Origin of the sequence: Prevotella sp. oral taxon 299 str. F0039, assembly GCF_000163055.2 — a bacterium.
In the GTDB taxonomy this organism is placed as follows: Bacteria; Bacteroidota; Bacteroidia; order Bacteroidales; family Bacteroidaceae; genus Prevotella.
In genome coordinates this window covers 633,500-657,865 of the sequence record NC_022111.1, presented here as the reverse complement: position 1 = coordinate 657,865, position 24,366 = coordinate 633,500, and the positions used below count along the sequence as shown (strand labels likewise).

Genomic DNA, 24,366 nt, shown 5'->3' with positions numbered 1-24,366 from the left:
TCTCTATTAAAGAAATACATTGCAAAGATAATAATTCTTTTCTTTAGAAGGTATTCTAACGCAAAAAATCATATCTTTGTAGATTATAATTGTATTTTACACGTCATGAAAGATTTTGTAGCGATAGATTTTGAAACCGCTAACAGTGAAAGAAGCAGCGTTTGTTCGATTGGAATTGTAATTGTTAGAAATGGAGTGATTACGGATTCATTCTATTCTACTATTCAACCTGAACCCAACTATTATTCATATTGGTGCACTAAAGTGCATGGACTCACAAAGAGTGACACCGAAGAGTCGCCTTGCTTTCACGAGATTTGGAAACAAATTGAACCAAAAATTGGCAATTTGCCCTTTGTTGCGCACAATAGTAGGTTTGATGAGAGCTGTCTTAAAGCTGTATTCAGAGTGTATCAAATGGATTATCCAGATTATATTTTCTTCGATACTCTTGCCGCAGCACGTCGAGTTCTCCCCCATCTTCCAAACCATCAACTGCATACAGTTGCTCAAGAATGTGGCTATTGTTTAGATAATCACCATCATGCTCTTGCCGATGCCGAAGCTTGTGCCCACATTGCAATGCAAATTCTATAAGGAAAAGATATTATGGATGCTGGAGGGAGGTAAGGTTTGCTCTTAAATATCAAAAAATAGTGCTTGTATTACAATGAAAAATCTTCTTCTAAATGATCATTATCTATGGGAGGCTTCTTATCTTCTTAAAACATAGTTTCCAACTTACTCGACAAGTATTTATCAACTTCCTTATCTATCAAGATTGTCCTCTTCTTTGTAAGAACTCTTCTGGGTTTTGATTTGTTAGCGTAAGGGATATTTGACAGGCTGATTATTCCCTCCTACTTTTTTGTGTTTAACATGTGTCAGAGAATTCACATTATTTATAAGAAATAGAATAAAATAAGAGAAATTTCTTTCTTTATTCGTTAAGCCATTCATATGAGCTACTCCATGAACTCATTCCATGAATATTTAGAAAATATCCTTGATACCCAAAGACTTTTATTTTTCGCCCAAAGTTATTAGGGTGATCTATAAGGTTTAACTCTTTTTGAACTTCAGAATGTCCACCTAGCTTGATCGCTATCATCTTTTTTATATCCTTTTCATTTTTAGTGTCGGCAATTAATATGGCGCTCTTTCCTCGAAAGGGATATTCTAATGTTATATATTTTATATTTTTTGCACATGAACCCACAATATATCCTTTAACCCAAATCTGATATAGATAATCTTTTGTTAAAAAGTCGGATACAGTAAAACACGTTTCTTTAGAAGGTTTATTAGCTAGTGTATCTTTTTTTTCTATAGATAGTGAAGGATTTTCTGGTATAAAAGTAGAATCATTACTTTCATTTGAAGCTGTTTCCTTCTCTTCAGAATCGATAACAATCTCTTTTTTATTTTTTTTCTTGCTCGGTAAATAAGGTTTTTCACAAGAAGAAAAGTTTAAAAGAAGTACAAATATAAAAAAATGAGATACTATTTTCATAAGCCTTGTTTTTGATGTCTTTCACAAAAATATAACATTATAAATTGATATGCAAATTTATTGATATTTTTCTGCATTATAAACAGGAATGACAATACTTATTTTATGGTTATTTCCATAATTATCTCATTGCTTGATAAAAAATAAAATTTCTGATAGATTAAAATAAATTCGTTACAACTTATAAAATACTTTTAAATAGATTTTTTATAATACTCCAATAATATCCATTATATCCTTAACTCCATGTTCGTCAAGCCAATGGTTAATACCATCACGCACTTTTATTGTTACAGTTGGGTCTAAAAAATTAGCTGTTCCAATCTGAATAGCAGTAGCACCTGCCATTAAAAACTCAATAGCATCGGTTGCAGAGCTTATTCCTCCTAAACCAATAACAGGAATCTTAACTGCTTTAGCTACTTGCCAAACCATACGTAAAGCAACCGGTTTCACTGCAGGACCACTCAATCCGCCAGTAGCAATACTTAATATTGGCTTTCTCTTTTCGATATCTATTGCCATTCCCATTAAAGTATTGATTAATGAAACACTATCAGCTCCTTCTGCCTCACAAGCCTTTGCAATATCAACAACACTTGTTACATTGGGCGATAGCTTCACGATAAGTGTCTTATTATACACCTCTCTAACAGCTTTAACTACACTTGCAGCTCCCAATGCGGTTACACCAAAAGCCATTCCACCCGCCTTTACATTGGGACAAGAAATATTTAATTCAATAGCTGGTATGTTTTCTAATTCATTGATACGTGCTGCACATGAAGCATAATCTTCTAAAGTAGAACCGCTAACATTTACAATCATATTGGTGTTAATATCTTTTATCTGTGGATATATATTCGAACAAAAATATTCTACACCCTTATTTTGTAATCCAACACAATTCAACATTCCTGAAGGAACTTCAGCCATACGAGGATAATCATTACCTTGTCGAGGCTCTAAAGTTGTTCCTTTAACAATGATACCGCCTATTTCGTCTATTGATATGAAATCGTTAAACTCTATTCCGTAACCAAATGTTCCAGAAGCAGTCATCACTGGATTCTTTAATTCTAGCTTATTAATCTTTACATTTAGCTTTGCCATAATAGTTGTTTAATATTAAATACAGGACCGTCAGTGCACACACATAAATTGCCTTCTGTAGTTTTTTCTACACAACACAAACATGCTCCAACCCCACAAGCCATCATATTCTCAAGAGACACCTCACATTCGATATTATTTTGACGTGCATATTGAGCTACAGCCTTCATCATTGGCGTTGGACCACATACGCATATTCTATCAAACTTTTCGTTTTGTAATATTGAATGATTGGTTACAAATCCTTTTTCGCCTGCAGTACCATCTTCAGTTGTAACAAAGAGTCTACCTAATGGCTCAAAGTTTTCAAGTTCAAGAAGATCTTTTTGAGAACGTGCACCTAACAAAAAGGTGGGTGTACATCCTATTTCCTTTAATTGTTCACCTAGATAGAGCATTGGAGCTGTACCAACTCCACCTCCAACTAATAAATATTTTTCTTGTGGTTGTTGTGGCATTGTGAACGACTTTCCCAATGGTAGAACACAATTAAGTATTTCTCCTTCTTTTAGTTGTGCCATCTTATGTGTTCCTTCACCTACGGTTGCAACCAATAACCAAAGCTGATTATTCTTCCTATCTACAAAATTAATTGAAATTGGACGTCTCAAAAAGGTTGTTGGAGAACCATCTACACGTACTTCTACAAATTGTCCAGGTTCCATTGGTGGTAATTCTTCATTATGCGTAAGCTTGATCAACACATAACGATCGTTTATTTTCGATACAGAAACAACGATTAAATCTAGGCAAAACTTTTTCATTTTGTTTGTATAATAATTACATGTGCAAAGATAAAGAAAAGATGTGAGTTGGTGAAAGAATAGTTTTTCTTTAATATTATATCACAAAAAGTATCTTATTTTCTTTACAATCCACTTATTTATTAATAGAAAGAAGTAGTAAATGACATTATGAAATCTTTGGAATAATGAAGTTTACAAATTCTCTCTTTATTGTTATCATTACTTTACTCATAGGTAGTCTCATTAAACGGCCATCAATAGTGACAGGTGCTTTAGCTATTTCTTCTATCTCAACTTTAGTTGTTCGATATACTGATATATGCTTATAATTCAAGAATTTACCTCTAACAAACAGATAAATTCCTTTAAATAACTGACTAACCTTTTCTTTAGTAAGGAGTGATACGTCTAAAGTTCCATTATAAGGAACTGCATTGGGGGTTTGTCCATAGCCCCTACAATTTCCTATGCACAATGCCATAAACTTATTTGGCATATCTTCTTGGTCGGTTTTAAACGACATTTTATACTCAAAACTCTTAAAAAGAAGAAAAAAGAAAGACAATAAAAATGAGAAAAAACGAGAAGAAAAGATACTATTCATCTTACTCTTTATTCCCATTACATAGGCAATTGAACCTATGTTTATACTATTCAAGAAATACCGATGGCATGCTTCTCCCTTTCCATTAGTGTATTGTAGAAGTCCAACATCAATTTTTCTAACTCTATTTTTCTTTATAGACTTAATTATATTATCTTCATCTTTTTCCTTTGCATCCCAGAAAAAGGCAAAATCATTCATAACTCCATCAGGAATAATACTAAAAGAAATGGTCTTGATGATATCGCTTTCATAAGAGAACAACACATTTATAAAGTCGTTAAGGGCATGATCTCCTCCAACAATAACAATCGTTTTATAATTGTTATTGATACACATTTTTGAAACATATTGTACTCTTTCTGATGTTTCTGCCGTGAATATATCATACGCAACATCATTAGAATCAAGAAGTTTCTTAATCTCGTTATATCTTTTATCGCTGTTCCAGATGTTTTGTGAAGGACAAAATAGAACCCCCCACTTTGTAGATTTATCAGTATTTAGATCCATCATTATTTCCTTCTTTATAAAGTGTTTGTATCATTTCTATCTTTTCTTCCATCGCCAGACTTGCGTTTATCCAATTAATCTCGGTTCCTCTACGTTCCATTCCACGGAACCAAGTCATCTGCCTTTTAGCAAATTGATGAATAGCAATTTCTAATTGACGAACCATTTCATCATAAGATAACTTTCCTATGATATGCTCTGTGACAAATTTATACTCTAAACCATAATATATAAGGTCTTCAGGGGAAATTCCTTGATTGAGCAATTGCTTCACTTCTCCAATCATACCTTCTTCTAAACGCTGATGAAGTCGGGTTGTAATTTTACGTCTTCTTTCTTCTCTATCAATATCTACACCTATTATTAATGAAGGTATTGTAGGGAAACTGGTTAGGTCATCAGTCTCTGTTAGCATGTGCTTACCAATCTCGATAGCTCTTATTGTTCTCTGCTTAGAATCTAAATCGGTAGAATTGTGCATTTTTGTATTCAACTGCTCTTGTATTTCTGCAAGCATTTGAATAAGAGATTCGTGTGACATCTCATTGAGTTGATTTCTTAATTCTTCGTTTGGAGGAACTGTAGATAAATGATATCCCTTTAAGATTGCCTCAAGATAAAGACCTGAACCACCACATAATATAGGAAGCTTATTCGTTTCTTTTATTTTATTATATACCTCTAAGAAATCTTGTTGATATTGATAAACATTATACTTAGAACCTGCCTTGCATATATCTATTAGATGATAAGGAATGTGTTTACCTGCAACTGTATAGTCTGCAAGATCCTTTCCTGTTCCAATATCCATGCCCTTATAAACCTGTCTGCTGTCTGCACTTATTATTTCTGCATCGAGATGATAAGCAAGTGCAGCCGCCAAGCTAGTTTTCCCACTAGCAGTTGGTCCTAAGATTGTTACCATTTTATATTTCATGCCATTCTAGATATCTTATTGCAAATATATAAAAAAAAAGCTACTCAGCAAATACTGAATAGCTTTTATATATTAGATAATTACTAATATTATCCGTTAACTTGAGCCATTTTCTTGATCAACTCAACAACTTTGTGTGAGTAACCAATTTCATTGTCATACCAAGAAACAACTTTAACGAATGTATCAGTAAGAGCGATACCAGCTTTTGCATCGAAGATAGATGTACGAGCATCGCCTAAGAAGTCAGAAGAAACTACAGCATCTTCTGTATAGCCTAGGATTCCCTTTAATTCACCTTCAGAAGCTTCCTTCATTGCAGCGCAAATTTCTTCATATTTTGCAGGCTTAGCAAGGTTAACAGTCAAGTCAACTACAGAAACATCAAGAGTAGGAACACGCATAGACATACCTGTTAGTTTGCCGTTCAATTCAGGAATAACCTTACCTACAGCCTTAGCAGCACCTGTAGAAGAAGGAATAATGTTACCTGAAGCAGCACGACCACCACGCCAGTCTTTCAAAGAAGGACCATCAACAGTCTTTTGTGTAGCAGTTGTTGAGTGAACTGTTGTCATCAAACCATCTGTGATACCCCACTTATCGTTCAAGACTTTAGCTATAGGAGCAAGACAGTTTGTTGTACAAGAAGCATTAGACACGAATTGAGTTCCCTTTACATACTTATCATCATTAACACCACAAACGAACATTGGAGTATCATCTTTTGAAGGTGCAGACATAACTACGTACTTAGCACCAGCATCAAGGTGACCTTGTGATTTTTCTTTTGATAAGAAAAGACCTGTAGATTCAACAACGTATTCAGCGCCAATTTCATTCCATTTCAAGTCTGCAGGGTTACGTTCAGCTGTTACACGGATAACATTGCCGTTTACAATTAGTTGTGATTTTTCCAAATCATAATCAATTGTACCATTAAATTGACCATGCATTGTATCATATTTTAGCATATATGCTAGGTAATCTACTGGGCAAAGGTCATTAATACCTACTACTACTACGTCTTTTGCATTAGCAGCTTCTAAAGAAGCACGAAAAACAAAACGGCCAATACGACCAAATCCGTTAATACCAATTTTAATCATTTATACTTATTATTTAAAGGTTTAAATTTATTTCCTATATTTATTAAAGTTCATTAAGAACGTTTCTATTAAAATGAGAATTTCTTCTCTCTTTACGCAGCAAAGTTACAAAAAAGTTTCTATATTTGCAGATGTTTTCAATATTAATTTATATAAAAAACTTAAGTATGACTAAAATTTTCAATGAATTCAAAGATTTCGCAATGCGAGGAAATGTGTTAGATATGGCAGTCGGTGTCATTATCGGTGGAGCATTCGGTAAGATTGTTTCTTCACTTGTCGATAATGTCCTTATGCCTCTTATTGGTTCTGTTACAGGTGGAATAGACTTATCCAAACTAGCTATAACTGTAGGGGATGCAAACATTGGTTATGGATTGTTTATTCAGAATATTATTGACTTTATTATTATTGCATTCTGTATTTTCTTACTTATTAAAGGAATAAATAGTTTTCAGAAAAAACAAAAAGAAAGTCCAATTACAGAACCGGAACCTTCAAATGAAGAGAAACTTCTAGGAGAAATTAGAGATTTACTTAAAAACAAACAATAATGTTATAACAAATAAGAAGGATATTTTTTATCCTTCTTATTATCTAAAATGGTAATCCTACAGCAAAATGAAATGTTGCATCACGTCTAAAATCAGGATACCATATAGGATAATGTTCTTTTCCATTTGTATATGCAGGGTTGATAGCCTTCATCCCTAAATCAAATCGTAAAATAAAATAGTCAAAATTGAACCTTAATCCTAATCCATAAGCTACTGCAATTTGCTTGTAAAACTCATTAAATTTAAATAGACCACCAGGTTGTTCAGCATAATTGTGTAGAGTCCAGATATTTCCTGCATCTATAAATACGGCTCCATTCAATTTCCCAAATAAATAAGTACGATATTCTGCATTCAAATCTAACCGAAGATCACCAGTTTGATTAATAAAATCTATCCTATGGTCTGTACTTGAGAAGTTTCCTGGTCCTAACGTTCTTACATTCCAACCACGAACAGAATTAGCTCCACCCGAAAAATAACGTTTTTCAAAAGGTAATATTTTACTATTTCCATAGGGATAGGCAAATCCTAAACCACAATGGAATGCAAGAGCATTTCGCTCATCTAGCTTAATTAATCTAGAGTAATCTATATCTCCTTTTATATATTGCGCATAGGCAATATTAAACAACGAATATTGACCTTCACTTGTTTTTTGGGCCTTGCTTACATGTGAAACTGCGCTTAAAAGATTACCCGAAGATTCTATATTTATTCTCAAAGCATTTATTTCATCATTATAAGTTACTCCTAAGCCCATTTTTAAAATAAAAAGATCTTGATAATTATAGCGTAAGAGAGCATTTCTATTATCAACATTATACAAATAATCTTGTTTAAAAGTCTCAGACATCCATGGCATATAAACATAATCAATGTCAAGTAAATCAAATCTATACGCCCAATTATTTTGAGTTTCTCCCCACCTATACCTCCATGCTGTAGAGAATACCTGGCGATGAAATTCAGGGCGTGTCTGAAAGTCGTATCGAACAGAAAGTTCGGATAAAACATTATTATACTTTTTAAAAGAATGTGATAAGAAAGGAATTAAAAAACGTGGAAATACCAGTTTTGTTTCAACATTATATTCTTGGTAGTTCTTATCTTTATAACCTTCTAGGCGTGTTATTTCTTCATACGCTCCACGAAGTTTTACACTCAACATTTCAGCACAATGAAAAAGATTTCTATTTTCATATACAAACGAAAGTGCAGCCCCTAAATCTCCAGAGGTATTGGTACCCTCAGGCTGAAGTGAAACTAAATGGGTTTTATCTCCTTTTAATTGAATATGACAATCAAGTAGATTTGTATCAGGAAGCTCTGTAAATCTTATATTTGAATACTTTATGATATGTAGCTTTGATAATTTATTATGTGTTTTAAGAATATCATTGCTATTATAAAAATCTCCTTTATTAATAAATGTATTATACCTTAATGTTTTTTTTGAAAGACGTAGCTTATCACTTCCAATAACAGAATATCCAACATCTCGTATTTTATATTTTGAGTGAAGTGTATCTAAACCTTTTGAGTTCTCTTTATACTTTAATAGCTCAAGTTCTACATCAATAGATTTCTCTCCCCAAACCGAATCTACTCGATATATTATAAAATCTCGATGAAATTTATAATATCCAGCATTTAATAACAGAGAAGTAATCCTTTTCCTTTCATTATTCAAGACTTCTACACTAAAAGGCATCCCTGTAAATAAGCCTCTATTCTTTTCATCTTCTAATTTCAGAAGTGAAGCGATACTATCATCTTTTATGTTATAAGAAACATTCCGTATTTTAAATAGATCACCTGCTTTAAGGATATATGCTAACTTTATTTTTTTCTTTTTTATCTTTGAAATAGTATCAACTTTTGCATTTAAATATCCCATATCCCAAAGAGTTTTCATTAAATTTTCTTTAGTCTCTTTAGTAAGGATCGTATCATATATAATGGTTTGTTCTCCAATTCTTTTTAGAAAACGATTAATCCACTTTGTAGAATCTGAGCCAGCAAGAGTATAAGTATACATGGGAACTTTAAATAAAGAAAACCACTTAGAATTAGCTTTTTGTTTTAAATAAGGCTTAAATGATGCCACATTAAGATGGTTGTCTTGAGATTTTATCTCAACACGACTCAACATGTAATTATTTTCAGGAATAAATTTCTCTACTGAACAAGCAATACAGAATATTAAAACAAAATAAACTCCTAATATTTTTATTATATTTCTACCTAAAAAAAAATAATTTTTCATATTACAAAATTACAAATAATACACAAATTTCGACAAATAAATTCTTTAAAAGCATAAAAAAAGAAAGATTATATTCCTCTTTCAGAGATAAAGCTATGAATATACACTTAAAACATTACTATTATAACGTGAATTTGTGAACTCACGTTATTTAAAATATAACAAACTTTTGGGACAAAATGAAATCGAGTCAACTCTTATTATTGAAAGTCGACTCGATTTATTCTATCTAAGATCTAAATCTTATTTTATTACGTTGCAATTCTTTCTCTTTTTATATCCAAGAAAAGCAATAAAAGCAATTAAAATCAATAAAGTTGCAAACGAAATGGTTGCTATTATTTCTGTTGTATGAACACTTTGAGGATCAAAAGCCAATTCTATTGTATGCTTTCCTTTCTCTACATTCAAAGCTCTTAATATATAGTTAACACGTCCTAACTCTGCTTTTTGTCCGTCAATTGTAGCTGTCCAACCTGGATAATATACCTCAGAGAACACCACTACTCCACCTTTTTCAGACAATACATTATACTTTAACTTATTAGGAGCATAGCTAACCAACTCTACTTGCGATACATTACCTTGAGCATTAGATGCTTTAAGGGCAGTTTCGAACTGCTTATCAGCTACCGCTTCATGGCGTAAATCAATCTTTCCAACCTTATCTATTTCTTCATTTGCATTGTTTACATAAGTAACTTTATCAACAAACCAAGCGTTTCCATAAGTATATGGGTTCAAAACAGGAGCTGTTTGGTTGCCTTGAAGGGGAAGAATGAAATACTTAGTGTTAAGCATATTCAATATTGGATAGATGCTTCTGCCATCTACTTTGCTCATATCTCCACCCGCAGTCATAATCGCTTGCATTGTTTTTTGCATCTCTGGAGCGATGTAATGCTCAATCATTTCTTGGTAACGATGCAATTTTGCTGGGTGATATCCACCAATACTCTTATGGAAATAAGATGTTTCATTTTCATTAAAAGTATTTGAAGCTAAGTTAAGTACACGATAATCGAGCGACTTATCTTGAAGAATAATCTTGTCTGTGTTGCTCATTTCTGGCTCATTATCTCTCACACTACTCTCTACAAACATTGCATCATTGAGATATCTTTTGTTCACCATCCACATATCCACTAAGCATAAAACTGCGATAATCACAATCATTACATTTTCTTTTAGCTTATTATAGCGATAAAGAACAAGTAGTGCAGTTCCAATAACAATGATAAAGACAGTTCTATAGCAGTCTGCTGAGAACATTGCCTCACGCATTTGGGTGAGATTAGCCATCAAAGGAGAGAGATATTCTGCTGGAATATTCTTCAAGGCCTGCATCTCTGCATCTGAAATAAAGCTGCTAAAGAAGAGCGAAGGCGCAAGAGCAAAGAGTAAAGCCACTCCTGCTGTCAAGCCAAAGCTGATATATACATACCTCATATTTTGCTTTAAAGCTTCTTTTTCTTCTATAAGTGTCTTTAAAGCCATCACTGCAAGCAATGGAATAGTAAACTCTGCAATAACCAATATCGATGCAACGGTTCGGAATTTTGCATACATCGGAACATAATCTATAAAGAAATCGGTTAAAGGCATGAAGTTTCTACCCCATGAAAGCAATATTGAAAGGATCGTTGCAGCAAGCAATGCCCACTTCATTGGAGTCTTTACAATAAACAATCCCAATATAAATAACATCAGAACAAATGCTCCTACATACACAGGACCGCTTGTTCCAGGTTGATTTCCCCAATATTGACCAAGCTGTTCATATACTTGCATAAACTGAGGATCGGCCTTTTTCATTGCTGTTTCATTACTTGCTAAAGGAACTGAAGCACCTCCTTTTGCATTAGGAATAAGCAATGTCCATGTTTCTCCTATTCCATAACTCCATTGAGTGATGTAATCTCTCTCTAAACCACTATTGGTTTGATTGGCAGAATTCTTCTTTACGAGTTCGCTTTTACCACGCATACTCTCCTTGCCATACTCCCATGTATGATAAAGATTACTGCTATTGATTAAAATACCCAATGTAGCTCCAACCACACAAACAGCTGTAGCTTTGGCAAAATGGGCAAATTTCTTTTGCTTTATCGCCTCAACAAGGTAGGCAATAACCATAAAGAACACCACGAATAAATAATAATAGGTCATTTGAACGTGGTTGGCTTTCACCTCAAATGCAGTAAAAAGCGCAGTAACTAATAGTCCCCAAAGGTATTTTCCACGATAAGCAAGTACTACACCCGCTATCATTGGAGGCAAATAAGCAAGCGCCCACACCTTCCAGATGTGTCCTGCGGCAATAATAATAAAGAAATAAGAGGAGAATGCCCATATAATTGAACCTAAAGCGGCTAGTTCTTTACGGAAATTAAAGGCACGAAGAAGGATATAAAAGCCCAACAAATAAGCAAAAACATACCACACATTATCAGGAAGTCCTAAGTGATACACTTGCATGACCTTTGATAATACGTCGGTACTCTTATAAGAAGGGGCTATTTGATATGTAGGCATACCACTAAAAGCAGAATTACTCCAACGGGTATGTTCACCAGTTTGCTCATAATAAGTTTGTAACTCATGTCCAAGTCCACGCCCTGCAGATGCATCATGTTGGTATAATATTCTACCATCAATATCTGCTGGAACGAAATAAGCAAATGAGATAGCTGCAAAAAGAGCAACTACCACCCCATCAATCCAATACTTTTTTAAGAGATTCATTATTATCATAATTATTTATATAAGTACAAAAATACAAAAAATATTTGATTGTATCTTCTTTCTTTATACAAGATTTAGTAAAGAGTAAAAAACATATAGAAAACAATTAAATTATTTAATTCTATATCAATAGAACAAACTTCACAGAGTAGAAAAGTTGAATAAAAATAATATATATAATAATATAAGGAGTTATTTGTTTTATTCCATTGCTTAAGGCTTCTATAATTTGACTCCCTTTTCTAAACCTCCCAACAATAAATCCATAAGAAATAGAATTTAAAAGCACAATAAAAGCAATAAGAGGAATAATACTTTTAGAAAAACTACTTGAGAACAATTCACCTGTTATACTTAGCATTGTAGCATGAGGAATGAAAGAAAGAAGTACGATACCACTAAACCATACCATTATTTCTATTAAAATGATCTGTAAACCTAAACGTTCTTTATAACTTAATATATGCGAATACTTCAATACTTGTATTATTTTACTAGAATGAATTGCCCCCCAAGATAATCCTAGAAGAATAATCCAAACCAATATATTTGAGGCAACATTTTTAGTGAAGTTACCTAAAAACCACCTCACTCCTTCTCCACTTAATAATGATCTGCCATTAAATTCAGGGAAAATCGTTTTTATCATCCACGATAAAATCACAACCATTATTTGTAATAAAAGAAGACTACAGATAATGATAGTAATATTTAGATAAAATAAGTTCTTAAGTTTACTCTTCATCTGCAACTAACTTATTGATATCTAAAACTCTTAGTTCCAAAGCTCTAACAACCAAACGAGTAGCATTAATACCAATACCTCCATTGCTGTTTGGAAAGAGTTTTTGTATTAGTTCATTCTGTCTTTTCTCTAAACTCTTTACCCCAAAAGGAATACCACGTAAGTTTGTAATCTGTTCTTTAGTATATCCTAGAGCTAAGTGACGTAAGAAGCGTTCGTCATATTCATCTATTTCATAGTTGATAAGTGCCTCGTTGTGCTGAATTTCATGAGATATAGCTTTCTTAAATCTGGATAGTATCTTTTCAAGAATAGGTTGATTAAAGACCAATTTCTTGCCATTCATTACACTAGAGACATCAGCATAAGTTAAGAGTTCTCCTGTTTTAAGAATAATTCCATCACAGCCTGCATCTAAAACATCCACCCAAAGTTTCTCATTTAGAATTTCTCCTGTAAAGATAAGTATCTTAACATCTGGAAAATTTTGCTTTGTTTGTCGACATATTTCAACTCCAATAGTTGTAGATCCACCTAAACCAAGGTCGAGAAGAACGAGGTCGGGAAGTTCTTGTTTTATGAGTTTCCAATAAGAATATTCGTTATCGGCAGTTCCAATTATCTTGGCTTCGGGTATTTCTGTTTTGAAAATACCTTCAGTTCCCTTTAATTCTAAGGGAACATCTTCTACAATAATGACTTTAAATTCTTCCATATTATAATTGTAAATACGATTTCTATATATTGTTTATTATTTCTCTCAATAGCTTGTATGCCCACAGCACGCATGTTTGTATCTTCTCCTAGTTCTCTGATTATCTGTCTACAAATAAGATAACGTATATCTATTGTCTCAGAAGTGAACAGCTGTTTAAGTTCGTTCTCTGTTAATTTTTTGGCTGGAAGCTCTATATAAACTTTTATATATTTATCGTCGTAAGATTCTTCTTCAATGTTGAATATTGTTATCTGATTGATTTTCTTTATCAATGAGAAGAGATATTTGAGTGTAGAAGTATCCACTTTCATCTTAGAACGCAGTTGACTAACAGCTTGAAGAAGGAACAAACTATAAATTTCTTTATAGTAGTTTAACAGCTCTTCAACAATCTTTATATCAATACCTTCTTGTTCTATAAGTTGTTTTATACGTGAAGGATAATACATTGTCTCATGTTTAAAGGTAGACAAACTATTATCTAATAAGTTGTTTGATATATAAAGAGTGTCTGCTTCGTACTTTGCTTTGCTCAATTCATCTTTCAAAAGCGTTAAATCTCTATTCTGTTGTTCCAATAAAGTACATTCTAATTTCAAAGAATGTTTTATCTTTTTCACAATATCATTGAGTAAATAAAGGCGAGTATTATTTTGTTCTTTATTAAAACTATTGCTCCATAAAGTCTCAATTAATCTAAGTTTGTCTTTTGCATTTTGTGTATCTGACAACAGAATATTATTGATTCGGTTTATCTTATCAATGCAAAAACGATAATAAAGCTCGTGTCTGTAGTATAAAAAGTAATAAGCTGGGATTAATAATACAAGCAAAAGAATAAGCAGAATAATTGCAATATTTTTATTACTCTCTGAAGTTTGCATCACTTTTACATAATCGCCTAGAGTTTTGTCGGCACTCTTTATGCGGAAAAGTTGTGTGTATACACTATTGTTATAGTTATATAAATCCCAACGATTAAGAGACAACGCTGCCACAGCCAACTCATTTCTAAAGTCTAGAATGATATCATAATCAGTATTAACGTGCTTTACAAACCATATTAATTCAGCAGCTTTATTAGGCTTTCCGTTTTCTTTTAACAGGAGATTGCTTTTAGGATGCTTCACACGATAAGCCTTATTGAGATAAACAATGCAGCTATCAGCAAACTCAAGAGTAAGTGCATAAGTTTCGTTAAGATTTGAATAATAGGCACTATCGGCATATTCTCCAGCTTTTTGAATGAATGTTTTTTCTTGTTTATCAATGCTTGACGAACCAAATGACGTTGCAGATAGGACAGAACAGAACAATACTAAGAATGTTTTCTTCAATCCTTTAGGAAGTGTAAAGTAAAATCGACTACCCTTCTCTACTTCACTTTCAGCTCCAATTAAGCATTTTTTAAATATAGAACTAACCTTTTTATATTTCTCAATAACACCTTTACAATTCATTAAACCAAAGCCATATCCTTTGCCCTGCACTGAAGAAAGATTCTGTTTTAGCTCTATTTTTTTGAAAGAGAATAAGCTTCTCAAGCCTTCTTCGTCAATACCAACCCCATTATCACAGATAGAAACTTCTACATAATCATCTAGAGATTTTGCTGAAATCGTAACTTCTCCGCCCGGAGGAGTGAACTTTCGAGCATTGTCTGCTAAGGTATTAATCATGAAAAGGGTAAGAGTCTTATCTGCTTTAACCACTTCTGAGGTATCTACAACATTTAGTTTGATATTTTTTAATTGATAAGACATACTATTCTTTTTAAGCAGTTCGAAGATAGTTTGCAATGGAAAACTTTCTATTCTTAAACTAATGTCTCCCTTATGCATTTGAATCCAGCTTGTTAGAACCGTATTTGTTTGATTTATGGAGTTTGCAAGTTCAGAGATATAAGTCAAGCGTTGCTGACGAATTTCTGTACTTTCAGAAGTATTTATAATTAATTTGTGGATTTCATTAACCATTCTATCAATCAAAGGATAAGTGCTACTAACCAGAGAAACTTTAGCTCTTTGTTCTATATTCTTTTCCTTATTCATCACAACATAACGTTGTTCTTGATACAGTTGTTCTTTAACTTCTTCGCAAGTATCCTGAAAGTCCTCTAGTTTTTGTTTGTTTTCAGCCTCCCATTGTTCAAGTGGAGACAACAAAGACGTAATTTTAAACTTGCGATCGCTTCTTCGTTTCATTCTATCAAAAATAAAAAGAAGGAGTATAACCAATAAAATCATTATCACAACAGATGTTACCATGATGTTTAATTGGTGTGAAGATTTACTCAATTGTTCTGCTCTAGATTCCAAGAAGCGGTCTTGTCGAGTGATTTCTTGCATATCTAGATAGATATTTCGATTGTAATCGCTCAACTGTTTGTCATCAATGGCAGAATAAGTAAGAGACATTTGTTCTCTAATAGAAGCAACCAAGTCAGGGGCTTGTTGGATCTTTATATTGTCACTTAGGGCATGTTCAAGGCACCATAATGCATCTTCATATTGTCCTTGTTCCCAAAAAGACTTAGCAAGAGTACGATATGAACCTGCAATTTGATAAACATCACCATACATTTTGAATAGATCTACAGATTTAACGGCAATTTCTTTTGCAAGAAGATCTTCAAATTGATTATCAGGGATAATGGTTCTTAACATCGAAGTATTATTCATAACAAGAGAATTACCAATCTCTGAATTCGATAAAGACTCACTAATACTTTGCAAAGCATTTGCTTCCCAGTAGATAAAACCATTTTTTTTTGCGATAATATAGCAGCTTATAAGGTAGTCTAACTCTTCTTGTTTTGCAGAGTAATTATCCTTATTATGGACAATACCTCCCGATCCTATACTATAATAATAGTTAAGTAGCTGCCCAGTATCACGTTGTATACCTCCATGAAGATCAATCTTTTTCAATGCTTCTATAGAATTTTCATTTAATCCTATATAATAAAAATAAGTAGAAAGAATGATGTAGTATTCTGTCCTCGCAAAAAGTAATCTTTTACGCTGATGTAAATTCAAAACATCTTCTTCCTCTTTAATTCTTTCTAAGCGTTCTTCCGCATACTGTTTATAATCATAGAACTCCTTATTTTTTGATTGACGTTGACATAAACGCATAAACATAATATCAGAAATAAGTAGTTCTATCTGATTATCTGTAACCTTTTGAGCTTCGAACAATTGAGTTTTTGCCTCATTATAGTTCATCTTTGCCGTACTAACAAAAGCAATATTGTTCAGAGCTTCTGCATGTCCTGCGCCATATCCTTCAGATAACTTCAGTGCTTTTGTGGCATAATAATTTGTACTATCAAGGTTTTTATAGTGAAAAAGATAAGATTTCTCGTTTAATTCATCAACTACACTCCTCGACTTTTTCGATGTACAAGCCGAAGAAAAAAGTATTATAGATAAACTAAAAGAAATATTTATCAAAAATATTATAAATGATTTAATCTTCAAAGAAAATACTTTCTGAAATTTATTTTATGATTTACAAAGTTACAATATCTTTACGATTATTAGATTATCTATCTTGCAAATAAAGTTTATTTAGACTAAATTTTAATTATTTCTTTGTATTTTTGTACACAAAATTAAGTATTATAGAGTTCATGACAGAAAAAATACGCATAAAAGATATAGCTCTTCGTGCAGGTGTATCCGTTGGAACAGTTGATAGGGTTTTACATAAACGTCCTAATGTTTCTCCCAAAGCTTTGGAAAAGGTAGAAAACGTTCTTAAAGAAATGAACTATCAACCCAATGTTTATGCGAGTGCACTTGCCTATAATAAATCATATAGCTTCTATTTACTTATCCCAGATCATGGTTCTGAAACCTATTGGGAAGAGATTGAAAAAGGTGCTTATAGTGCAATGGAGGCAAGACGTGACTTTAATATTAAAGTAAATATACTCTATTTCAAACGTTTTAATGAGGCTTCATATTTAGAACAGGCTCAAAAATGTGTAAAAAATCAGCCCGATGGAGTTATTATTGTGCCTTCTGAACTAGATTTAACAAAAAAGATTACAGAGTCATTTATTGCTCAACAGATCCCATTTGTGCTACTAGATTCTTATATGCCTGACTTAAAACCATTGTCTTTCTTTGGGCAAGATTCGCTAGCTAGTGGTTACTTTTCCGCAAAAATGCTTATGCTTTTGGCTTCTCAAGAGAAAACTATAATGTTGATGAAGCAAACGAAGAATGGAAAAGTAACAAGCAAACAACAAGCTCATCGAGAAGTTGGATTCAGGCATTATATGGATGAGCATTTTCCGAATGTAAACATTATAGAGCTAAATCTTCCAACCGAAGAAAACAAGGGAGAATATTATAAACTTTTAGAGGAATTCTTCACTAAAAATCAAGATGTACATCATTGCATAACTTTTAATTCTAAGGCACATATTGTTGGCGAGTTTTTACTTCATACCAACCGACGTAATGTACAAATTATGGGTTATGACATGGTTGAAAAAAATATAGAATGTATAAAACTAGGAAGTATATCTTTCTTAATTGCTCAACATGCTTATATGCAAGGATATAGTTGTGTTGATACGTTGTTCAAAGCAATCGTTCTTAAAGCTGAAGTTGAACCTGTAAATTATATGCCTATTGAATTAATCTCAAAAGAAAATGTAAACTTTTACAGACGATTTCAACTATAAGATTATGAATATTAGACTCTCTTTATATTTTATAAATACTTAAAAATGAGCAAAATAAAACACATTTCAGGATTAAAAGCTTTAACTCCACTTTTTATTTTTATTGCTTTGTACCTTTTGTGTGCTATTATTGCAAAGGATTTTTATAAACTTCCTGTAACAGTAAGTTTCTTAATTGCAAGTGTATCTGCAATAATGATGACCAGAGGAGAAAGCATAGAGAAAAGAATATCAATCTTCACAGAGGGGGCTGGGCAAAATAGTTTATTACAGATGGTCTGGATTTTTATTCTTGCAGGAGCCTTTGCTGCATCAGCAAAAGCAATGGGAAGCGTCGACGCAACCGTTTACTTCATTCTAAATATACTTCCAGCAAAGTTTATTCTTGCAGGACTTTTTCTTTCTGCATGCATCATTAGTCTTGCAATAGGCACTAGTGTGGGAACTATTATTGCTTTGGTTCCAATCGCATCAGGCTTATCTCATGTTCTAGGAGTAGACGAACCTCTTATTTTAGGCCTTGTTATTGGAGGTGCCTTCTTTGGAGATAACCTCTCATTTATATCTGATACAACAATAGCCGCAACGTCAAGTCAAGGCTGTAGCATGAAAGATAAATTTAAAGTAAATAGTTTAATTGTAGTTCCTGCTGCGATATGCATACTTATTATATATACGATCATAGGATATGGACTTGAAAAACCTACTGAATTACCAAGATTTAATTATATCTATATCATTCCTTATCTTGTTGTAATTCTTATGGCTTTGAGAGGATTTAATGTGATGATTGTGTTAATTGTAGGTCTTATTTTTAGTGGTTCACTGGGACTTTATGCTCAAAGTTATAATCTATATGGTTGGTTTGCAACCTTAGGTGACGGTATGACAAGTATGGGTGAACTCATAATTGTAACAATGTTGGCAGGTGGGTTACTTGCAATTATTAAACATAATGGTGGGATTCATTATATAATAGCTATTTTGACAAAGTTTATTAAAGGTAAAATAGGAGCAGAATTATCAATCGGTCTTCTTGTGTCATTTGTCAATATATGCACGGCAAACAACACTATTGCAATTATAACAGTTGGAAATATAGCTAAACAAATAAGTAAAAAATTTGAGATTGACTCTCGAAAATCAGCAAGTATTCTCGATACTTTTTCTTGCGCAATACAAGGAATACTTCCATATGGGGCACAAATTCTTATGGCAGCAGGTTTAACTAAAGTTTCACCTATCGAAATTGTTGGATACACCTACTATCCTATAGCTATTGCATTAATGGCTTTATTCTCTATATTAATACGTTATCCTAAAAAATATTCTTAAGAAAACTATGGATATAATACATAGAAATCTTCTCACATTATTAAAATCTGGAGCATTAAATGAATATGGTAATATAGAACCCATGTCTAGCTTCAAATGGGAAAAATTATTTAAAATGGCTGTGATTCATAATGTATCTTCTTTTATTCATAAAGGATTGAAAAATCATCAATACGATAAAGAATTTAATGTTCCTAATATTATCCTTTATAACTTAGAAGAAATCTCAAATCAAAATAATGCGATTGAAGAATCTAAAACGATAAAACTATCGAATAAATTGCTGAATATTAAATTGGAAAAGATAAAAAAAGAAGAACTTACAAATAAAAGTTCTTCTCTTACAACATTAGATTTACTTGAGCTATTGATCGAGAATGTCAACCATTTATTCAGAATAGGATTGTCGATAAAATTGGTATTAGAACTTGGAATCTATATAAGAAACAATAGAGATGATATCGACTTCAAAAAATTAAACCATTGGTTATCTAGTTTACATATAGTAAATATAACTGGACTCATAGGAAGTATACTGGTAACAATATTCAAGTTTGATAAAACAGAAGTCCCCTTTGTTGATAAAGTTAGCAATTCTTCCTATACTCTATTTATGCATTCGCTAGGAAATATCAAAACGAATAGTACCAAAGAAGAATGGACAATCAGAGAAGGAGATAACGGATTTATTTATAATAATCCTGAAGTATTAAGAAGAAACATCAAAATAAGTTTCAAATATTTCCCTTATGCACCAATAGAAGCTACAAGTAATTTCATCACTAGTTTCATTCATAGCATATCAGATGTACAAGAATAAGAATAAATCAAAATATAATATATGCAAAAAAAATACAAGGAAAAATATTCCAATTTATAGTTTTAGTAACTTTGTAAACATGAAACATATATTTATATTTATTCTTTTTTACATCTTTTCAATTTCAGTTTCTGCCCAAGACGATTTTTATAACTGTGAAGATACTTGTTGTCATGTACATGGTATTGACCTTAGTCACTATCAAGGAAATGTCTTTTGGGAAACAATTGGAGAAAATACAAAGATGGCTTATGTGTATCTTAAAGCCACAGAGGGAGGTGATAATATAGATAAAACATATTCTTATAATATCGACTTAGCTCATAAATATGGACTAAAAGTGGGATCTTACCACTTTTTTAGACCTAAAACAAACTTAACAAAACAGCTAGAAAACTTCAGGACTCAATGTAGACCAGAAGATCAAGACCTTATTCCTATGATTGATATAGAAACAAAAAGTGGATTATCAACAGAAGAATTTTGCGATTCTCTTTTAAAATTCTTATCAATGGTCGAAAAAGAATATAAACAAAAACCTCTACTTTATACCTTTACAAACTTTTATGATAATTATCTGTCTGGTAAAATTGATGGTTATAAGCTGATGATTGCACAATATACTCAACGGGAACCGGTTTTAAAAGATGGTAGAGATATCACAATGTGGCAATACACTGGTAAAGGAAGAATTAACGGAATAAATGGTTTTGTTGATAAAAGTAGATTCTTTGGGACGCATGGTATGCGTGAAATACGATTTATTCACTTTAAACAATAATATAAAATCAGAAAACTATGGCTATAATAAAATGTCCAGAATGTAATGCTCCTGTAAGCGACCAAGCCCCAATATGCCCCACTTGCGGTGTTGAAATAAAGGGTAAAATAACAATATGCACTACATGCAATAATGCTTATCTCACTGAAAAAGAAGAATGTCCCAAGTGCGCTTCTGAAAAAAATACGACAGAAATAACACCTGTTAAGGGAACAACTCCTATAGAAAATCCTTCCCAAACTATTGAGATTGCCTCTCTAATAGAGTCTCAACAGTCTGTTTCACAAAAAAACAAGAACCCCCAAAAGATTATTATTTTGTCTTCATTCATCATCGCACTTCTTATTTGCGCAACGTTCTTATATATATATAGCAATGCACAAAAGAAGAATGAGAAAGAAGCTTACGAGCTAGCTATGAATAGTAAGGAAATCGGAATACTTGAGGATTATCTTAATACTTATTCGAAAGATGCTCCACAAGAGCATATAGATTCAATCAATGCACATCTTTCAATATTACTTTCCACAGATAAAGAGTGGACAAATGCACTTATTCAGAATTCCAAAGAAGCCTTTGAAGAATACTTATCTAAATATGAAAACCCTAAACATAAAAAGGAAGCACTGCAAAAAATCGACTCTTTAGACTTTGTTGCTGTCTCTCAAAAGAACACAATTGAAGCATATAATACTTACATAAGCGATCACTATGACGGCAACTATATCAATGAGGCTAATGAAAAGATTAGAATTCTCAAAACTAAAGAGGTGCAACAAGATGAATACCAAATGGTAGCTGGAACCATAAAAACCTTTTTTAGAGGCATAAGTGAACGTAACGAAAATAAGGTACAAGAAACAATTAGTCCCAATATTTCATCGTTCCTTAATAAAACAGATTTCAATCGTTCTGATATTGCTTTATTTATGAGTAAACTATATAAAGATAATGTAGAATCAATTTATTGGAGTATAGACAATAATCTTAAAATTAAGAAAAAAGAAATAGGACTTGAAGAATATGAATATACAACAATATTTAATGTTGCTCAAGATGTTAAATTAAAGGATGGCCAGTCTGAAGCTAATAAATATAGAGTACAAACGAGAATAGATCCTACTGGAAAAATCGTAGAATTCAATATGATTAAGATCCTAGAATAGCTATTTTAGTTAAAAAAGAATAAACTAACCATTTGTAAATACACTCGTATCAATATTATAATAACAATGATGTAACTTTGCAATGATTTTTATTTAATCAATATAAAGTCTAACTTTATTAATTCATTTTTAATTAACATTATGTCAAACTTAAAGAACGTACAACCATTAGAAGACTTCAATTGGGAAGAATTCGAAAATGGTTCTGGCAATAATGCCAGCAAGGAAGCCCTTGTAAAGGCTTATGATGAAACCCTTAATAAAATTGCAGAACACCAAGTTGTTGAGGGAACTGTTACTCATGTAGACAAGAAAGAAGTTATCGTTAACATCGGTTACAAGAGTGATGGTATTATTCCTGCATCTGAATTCAGATACAACCCAGACCTAAAAGTAGGTGACAAAGTGGAAGTATATGTAGAGATGCAAGAAGATAAGAAAGGACAACTTGAACTTTCTCACAAGAAAGCACGCCTAAATAAGAGCTGGGATCGTGTTAATGAAGCTCTTGACAAAGAAGAAATTGTACAAGGTTACATCAAGTGTCGTACAAAGGGTGGTATGATTGTTGACGTATTCGGTATCGAAGCATTCTTACCAGGAAGCCAAATCGACGTTCATCCTATTCGTGACTACGACGTATTCGTAGGAAAGACTATGGAATTCAAGATCGTAAAGATCAACCAAGAGTTCCGTAACGTGGTTGTTTCTCATAAGGCTCTTATCGAAGCTGAACTAGAAGCACAAAAGAAAGAAATTATTAGCAAACTTGAAAAAGGCCAAATCCTTGAAGGTACAGTTAAAAACATCACTTCTTATGGTGTATTTATCGACCTAGGTGGTGTTGATGGTCTTATTCATATAACAGACCTTTCATGGGGTCGTGTAAGTGATCCACACGAAGTAGTTGCTCTAGACGAAAAGATTAACGTTGTAATTCTTGATTTTGATGATGAAAAGAAACGCATCGCTCTAGGCCTAAAACAATTAACTCCACACCCATGGGATGCTCTTAACACAGAACTTAAGGTGGGTGACCATGTTAAGGGTAAAGTAGTTGTTATCGCAGACTATGGTGCATTCGTTGAAATTGCTCCAGGTGTAGAAGGTCTTATCCATGTTTCAGAAATGTCTTGGAGCCAACACTTACGCTCTGCTCAAGAATTCTTACACGTTGGTGACGAAGTAGAAGCTGTTGTTCTTACACTTGATCGTGAAGAACGTAAGATGTCTTTAGGTATCAAACAACTTAAAGAAGATCCATGGGAAACTATCGAGGTTAAATATCCTATTGCTAGCAAACACACAGCTAAGGTTCGTAACTTCACTAACTTCGGTATCTTCGTTGAACTAGAAGAAGGTGTTGATGGATTGATCCACATCTCAGATCTTTCTTGGACTAAGAAAGTTAAGCACCCATCTGAATTCACTCAAGTAGGAGCTGAAATCGATGTAGTTGTTCTTGAGATAGATAAAGAAAACCGCAGACTAAGCCTTGGTCACAAACAACTTGAAGATAATCCTTGGGATGCTTATGAAACTCTTTACACTCCAGGTTCATTGCACAAGGGTAAGATCACAGATATGATGGACAAGGGTGCAGTTATCACATTGAACGAAGGTGGAGAAGGTTTCGCAACTCCAAAACACCTAGTTAAAGAAGATGGCACACAAGCTCAAGTAGGTGAAGAACTAGACTTCAAGGTTATCGAATTTGTAAAGGAAACTAAGAGAATTATTCTTTCTCATAGTCGTACTTTCGAAGAAGGTAAAGAAGAGGCTAAACCTCGCAAGCAACACACAAGTAACGCTAAGAAGAACGATTCTGCTCAAGTAAACAACGTAGCAGCAAGCACTTCTCTTGGTGATATCGATGCTCTTGCTGCATTGAAAGCTAAAATGGAAAAAGGTGAATAATTAGTATCCTTAATTTCTATATAAATGAAAGAGAATATGTATCGAAAGACGCATATTCTCTTTTAGTTTTAAGGTATAT

General features: G+C 32.8%; 19 protein-coding genes. 8 read left to right on the top strand and 11 right to left on the bottom strand.

The features are described 5' to 3' along the window. Positions 1–105 precede the first annotated feature (105 nt). The gene (locus HMPREF0669_RS05665; protein ID WP_009227565.1) at positions 106–597 is read left to right on the top strand and encodes a 3'-5' exonuclease; all 492 of its coding nucleotides are present in this window, start codon (positions 106–108) and stop codon (positions 595–597) included. 343 nt (positions 598–940) lie between these two features. On the opposite strand, the gene HMPREF0669_RS05660 is transcribed toward HMPREF0669_RS05665, so the two are convergent. From HMPREF0669_RS05660 to gap, 6 genes are all read right to left on the bottom strand, one after another. Next, positions 941–1,513, bottom strand: a complete 573-nt coding sequence (locus HMPREF0669_RS05660; protein WP_009227564.1) for a DUF6359 domain-containing protein — start codon at positions 1,511–1,513, stop codon at positions 941–943. Positions 1,514–1,720: 207 nt separating this feature from the next. Next, positions 1,721–2,626, bottom strand: a complete 906-nt coding sequence (locus HMPREF0669_RS05655; protein ID WP_009227563.1) for a dihydroorotate dehydrogenase — start codon at positions 2,624–2,626, stop codon at positions 1,721–1,723. Beyond that, the gene (locus tag HMPREF0669_RS05650) at positions 2,614–3,390 is read right to left on the bottom strand and encodes a dihydroorotate dehydrogenase electron transfer subunit (protein ID WP_009227562.1); all 777 of its coding nucleotides are present in this window, start codon (positions 3,388–3,390) and stop codon (positions 2,614–2,616) included. Before HMPREF0669_RS05650 ends, HMPREF0669_RS05655 begins: the two co-directional genes overlap by 13 nt. Before the next feature lie 148 nt (positions 3,391–3,538). Then, complete coding sequence (locus HMPREF0669_RS05645; protein ID WP_020967224.1) at positions 3,539–4,492, bottom strand: diacylglycerol kinase family protein; 954 nt, start codon at positions 4,490–4,492, stop codon at positions 3,539–3,541. Further along, entirely contained in the window at positions 4,473–5,426 is a 954-nt protein-coding gene (gene miaA / locus HMPREF0669_RS05640; RefSeq protein WP_009227560.1) for a tRNA (adenosine(37)-N6)-dimethylallyltransferase MiaA, read from the bottom strand. Before miaA ends, HMPREF0669_RS05645 begins: the two co-directional genes overlap by 20 nt. A gap of 89 nt (positions 5,427–5,515) precedes the next feature. Beyond that, complete coding sequence (gap, locus tag HMPREF0669_RS05635) at positions 5,516–6,535, bottom strand: type I glyceraldehyde-3-phosphate dehydrogenase (protein WP_009227559.1); 1,020 nt, start codon at positions 6,533–6,535, stop codon at positions 5,516–5,518. A gap of 167 nt (positions 6,536–6,702) precedes the next feature. Between gap and mscL the strand changes: the two genes are divergently transcribed. Next, entirely contained in the window at positions 6,703–7,089 is a 387-nt protein-coding gene (gene mscL, locus HMPREF0669_RS05630; RefSeq protein ID WP_020967223.1) for a large-conductance mechanosensitive channel protein MscL, read from the top strand. A gap of 43 nt (positions 7,090–7,132) precedes the next feature. On the opposite strand, the gene HMPREF0669_RS05625 is transcribed toward mscL, so the two are convergent. From HMPREF0669_RS05625 to HMPREF0669_RS05605, 5 genes are all read right to left on the bottom strand, one after another. Beyond that, on the bottom strand, positions 7,133–9,361 hold the full coding sequence (locus HMPREF0669_RS05625) for a BamA/TamA family outer membrane protein (protein WP_009227557.1): 2,229 nt from the start codon (positions 9,359–9,361) through the stop codon (positions 7,133–7,135). Positions 9,362–9,604: 243 nt separating this feature from the next. Then, the gene (locus HMPREF0669_RS05620; protein WP_009227556.1) at positions 9,605–12,106 is read right to left on the bottom strand and encodes a YfhO family protein; all 2,502 of its coding nucleotides are present in this window, start codon (positions 12,104–12,106) and stop codon (positions 9,605–9,607) included. Between the two features lie 121 nt (positions 12,107–12,227). After that, complete coding sequence (locus tag HMPREF0669_RS05615; protein WP_009227555.1) at positions 12,228–12,851, bottom strand: AbgT family transporter; 624 nt, start codon at positions 12,849–12,851, stop codon at positions 12,228–12,230. After that, the gene (locus HMPREF0669_RS05610; RefSeq protein ID WP_009227554.1) at positions 12,841–13,566 is read right to left on the bottom strand and encodes a DUF5932 domain-containing protein; all 726 of its coding nucleotides are present in this window, start codon (positions 13,564–13,566) and stop codon (positions 12,841–12,843) included. The genes HMPREF0669_RS05615 and HMPREF0669_RS05610 overlap by 11 nt, the downstream gene beginning before the upstream one ends. Continuing rightward, complete coding sequence (locus HMPREF0669_RS05605) at positions 13,539–17,024, bottom strand: DUF5112 domain-containing protein (protein WP_020967222.1); 3,486 nt, start codon at positions 17,022–17,024, stop codon at positions 13,539–13,541. The genes HMPREF0669_RS05610 and HMPREF0669_RS05605 overlap by 28 nt, the downstream gene beginning before the upstream one ends. A gap of 179 nt (positions 17,025–17,203) precedes the next feature. On the opposite strand from HMPREF0669_RS05605, the gene HMPREF0669_RS05600 reads away from it, so the two are divergent. From HMPREF0669_RS05600 to rpsA, 6 genes are all read left to right on the top strand, one after another. Next, positions 17,204–18,268: a substrate-binding domain-containing protein gene (locus HMPREF0669_RS05600; RefSeq protein WP_009227552.1), complete on the top strand. Its 1,065-nt coding sequence runs from the start codon at positions 17,204–17,206 to the stop codon at positions 18,266–18,268. Between the two features lie 45 nt (positions 18,269–18,313). Then, positions 18,314–19,603 carry a Na+/H+ antiporter NhaC family protein gene (locus HMPREF0669_RS05595; protein ID WP_009227551.1) on the top strand — a complete coding sequence of 430 codons (1,290 nt, stop codon included), beginning with the start codon at positions 18,314–18,316 and terminating at the stop codon, positions 19,601–19,603. Positions 19,604–19,610: 7 nt separating this feature from the next. Further along, positions 19,611–20,423, top strand: coding sequence for a hypothetical protein (locus tag HMPREF0669_RS05590; RefSeq protein ID WP_009227550.1), 813 nt, complete (start codon positions 19,611–19,613; stop codon positions 20,421–20,423). A 79-nt stretch (positions 20,424–20,502) separates the two neighbouring features. Further along, positions 20,503–21,204 carry a glycoside hydrolase family 25 protein gene (locus HMPREF0669_RS05585; protein WP_020967221.1) on the top strand — a complete coding sequence of 234 codons (702 nt, stop codon included), beginning with the start codon at positions 20,503–20,505 and terminating at the stop codon, positions 21,202–21,204. A 17-nt stretch (positions 21,205–21,221) separates the two neighbouring features. Then, positions 21,222–22,370 (top strand): zinc ribbon domain-containing protein, encoded by a 1,149-nt coding sequence (locus HMPREF0669_RS05580; protein ID WP_009227548.1) that lies wholly within the window; start codon positions 21,222–21,224, stop codon positions 22,368–22,370. A 141-nt stretch (positions 22,371–22,511) separates the two neighbouring features. Further along, positions 22,512–24,287: a 30S ribosomal protein S1 gene (gene rpsA / locus HMPREF0669_RS05575; RefSeq protein ID WP_009227547.1), complete on the top strand. Its 1,776-nt coding sequence runs from the start codon at positions 22,512–22,514 to the stop codon at positions 24,285–24,287. Positions 24,288–24,366 lie beyond the last annotated feature (79 nt).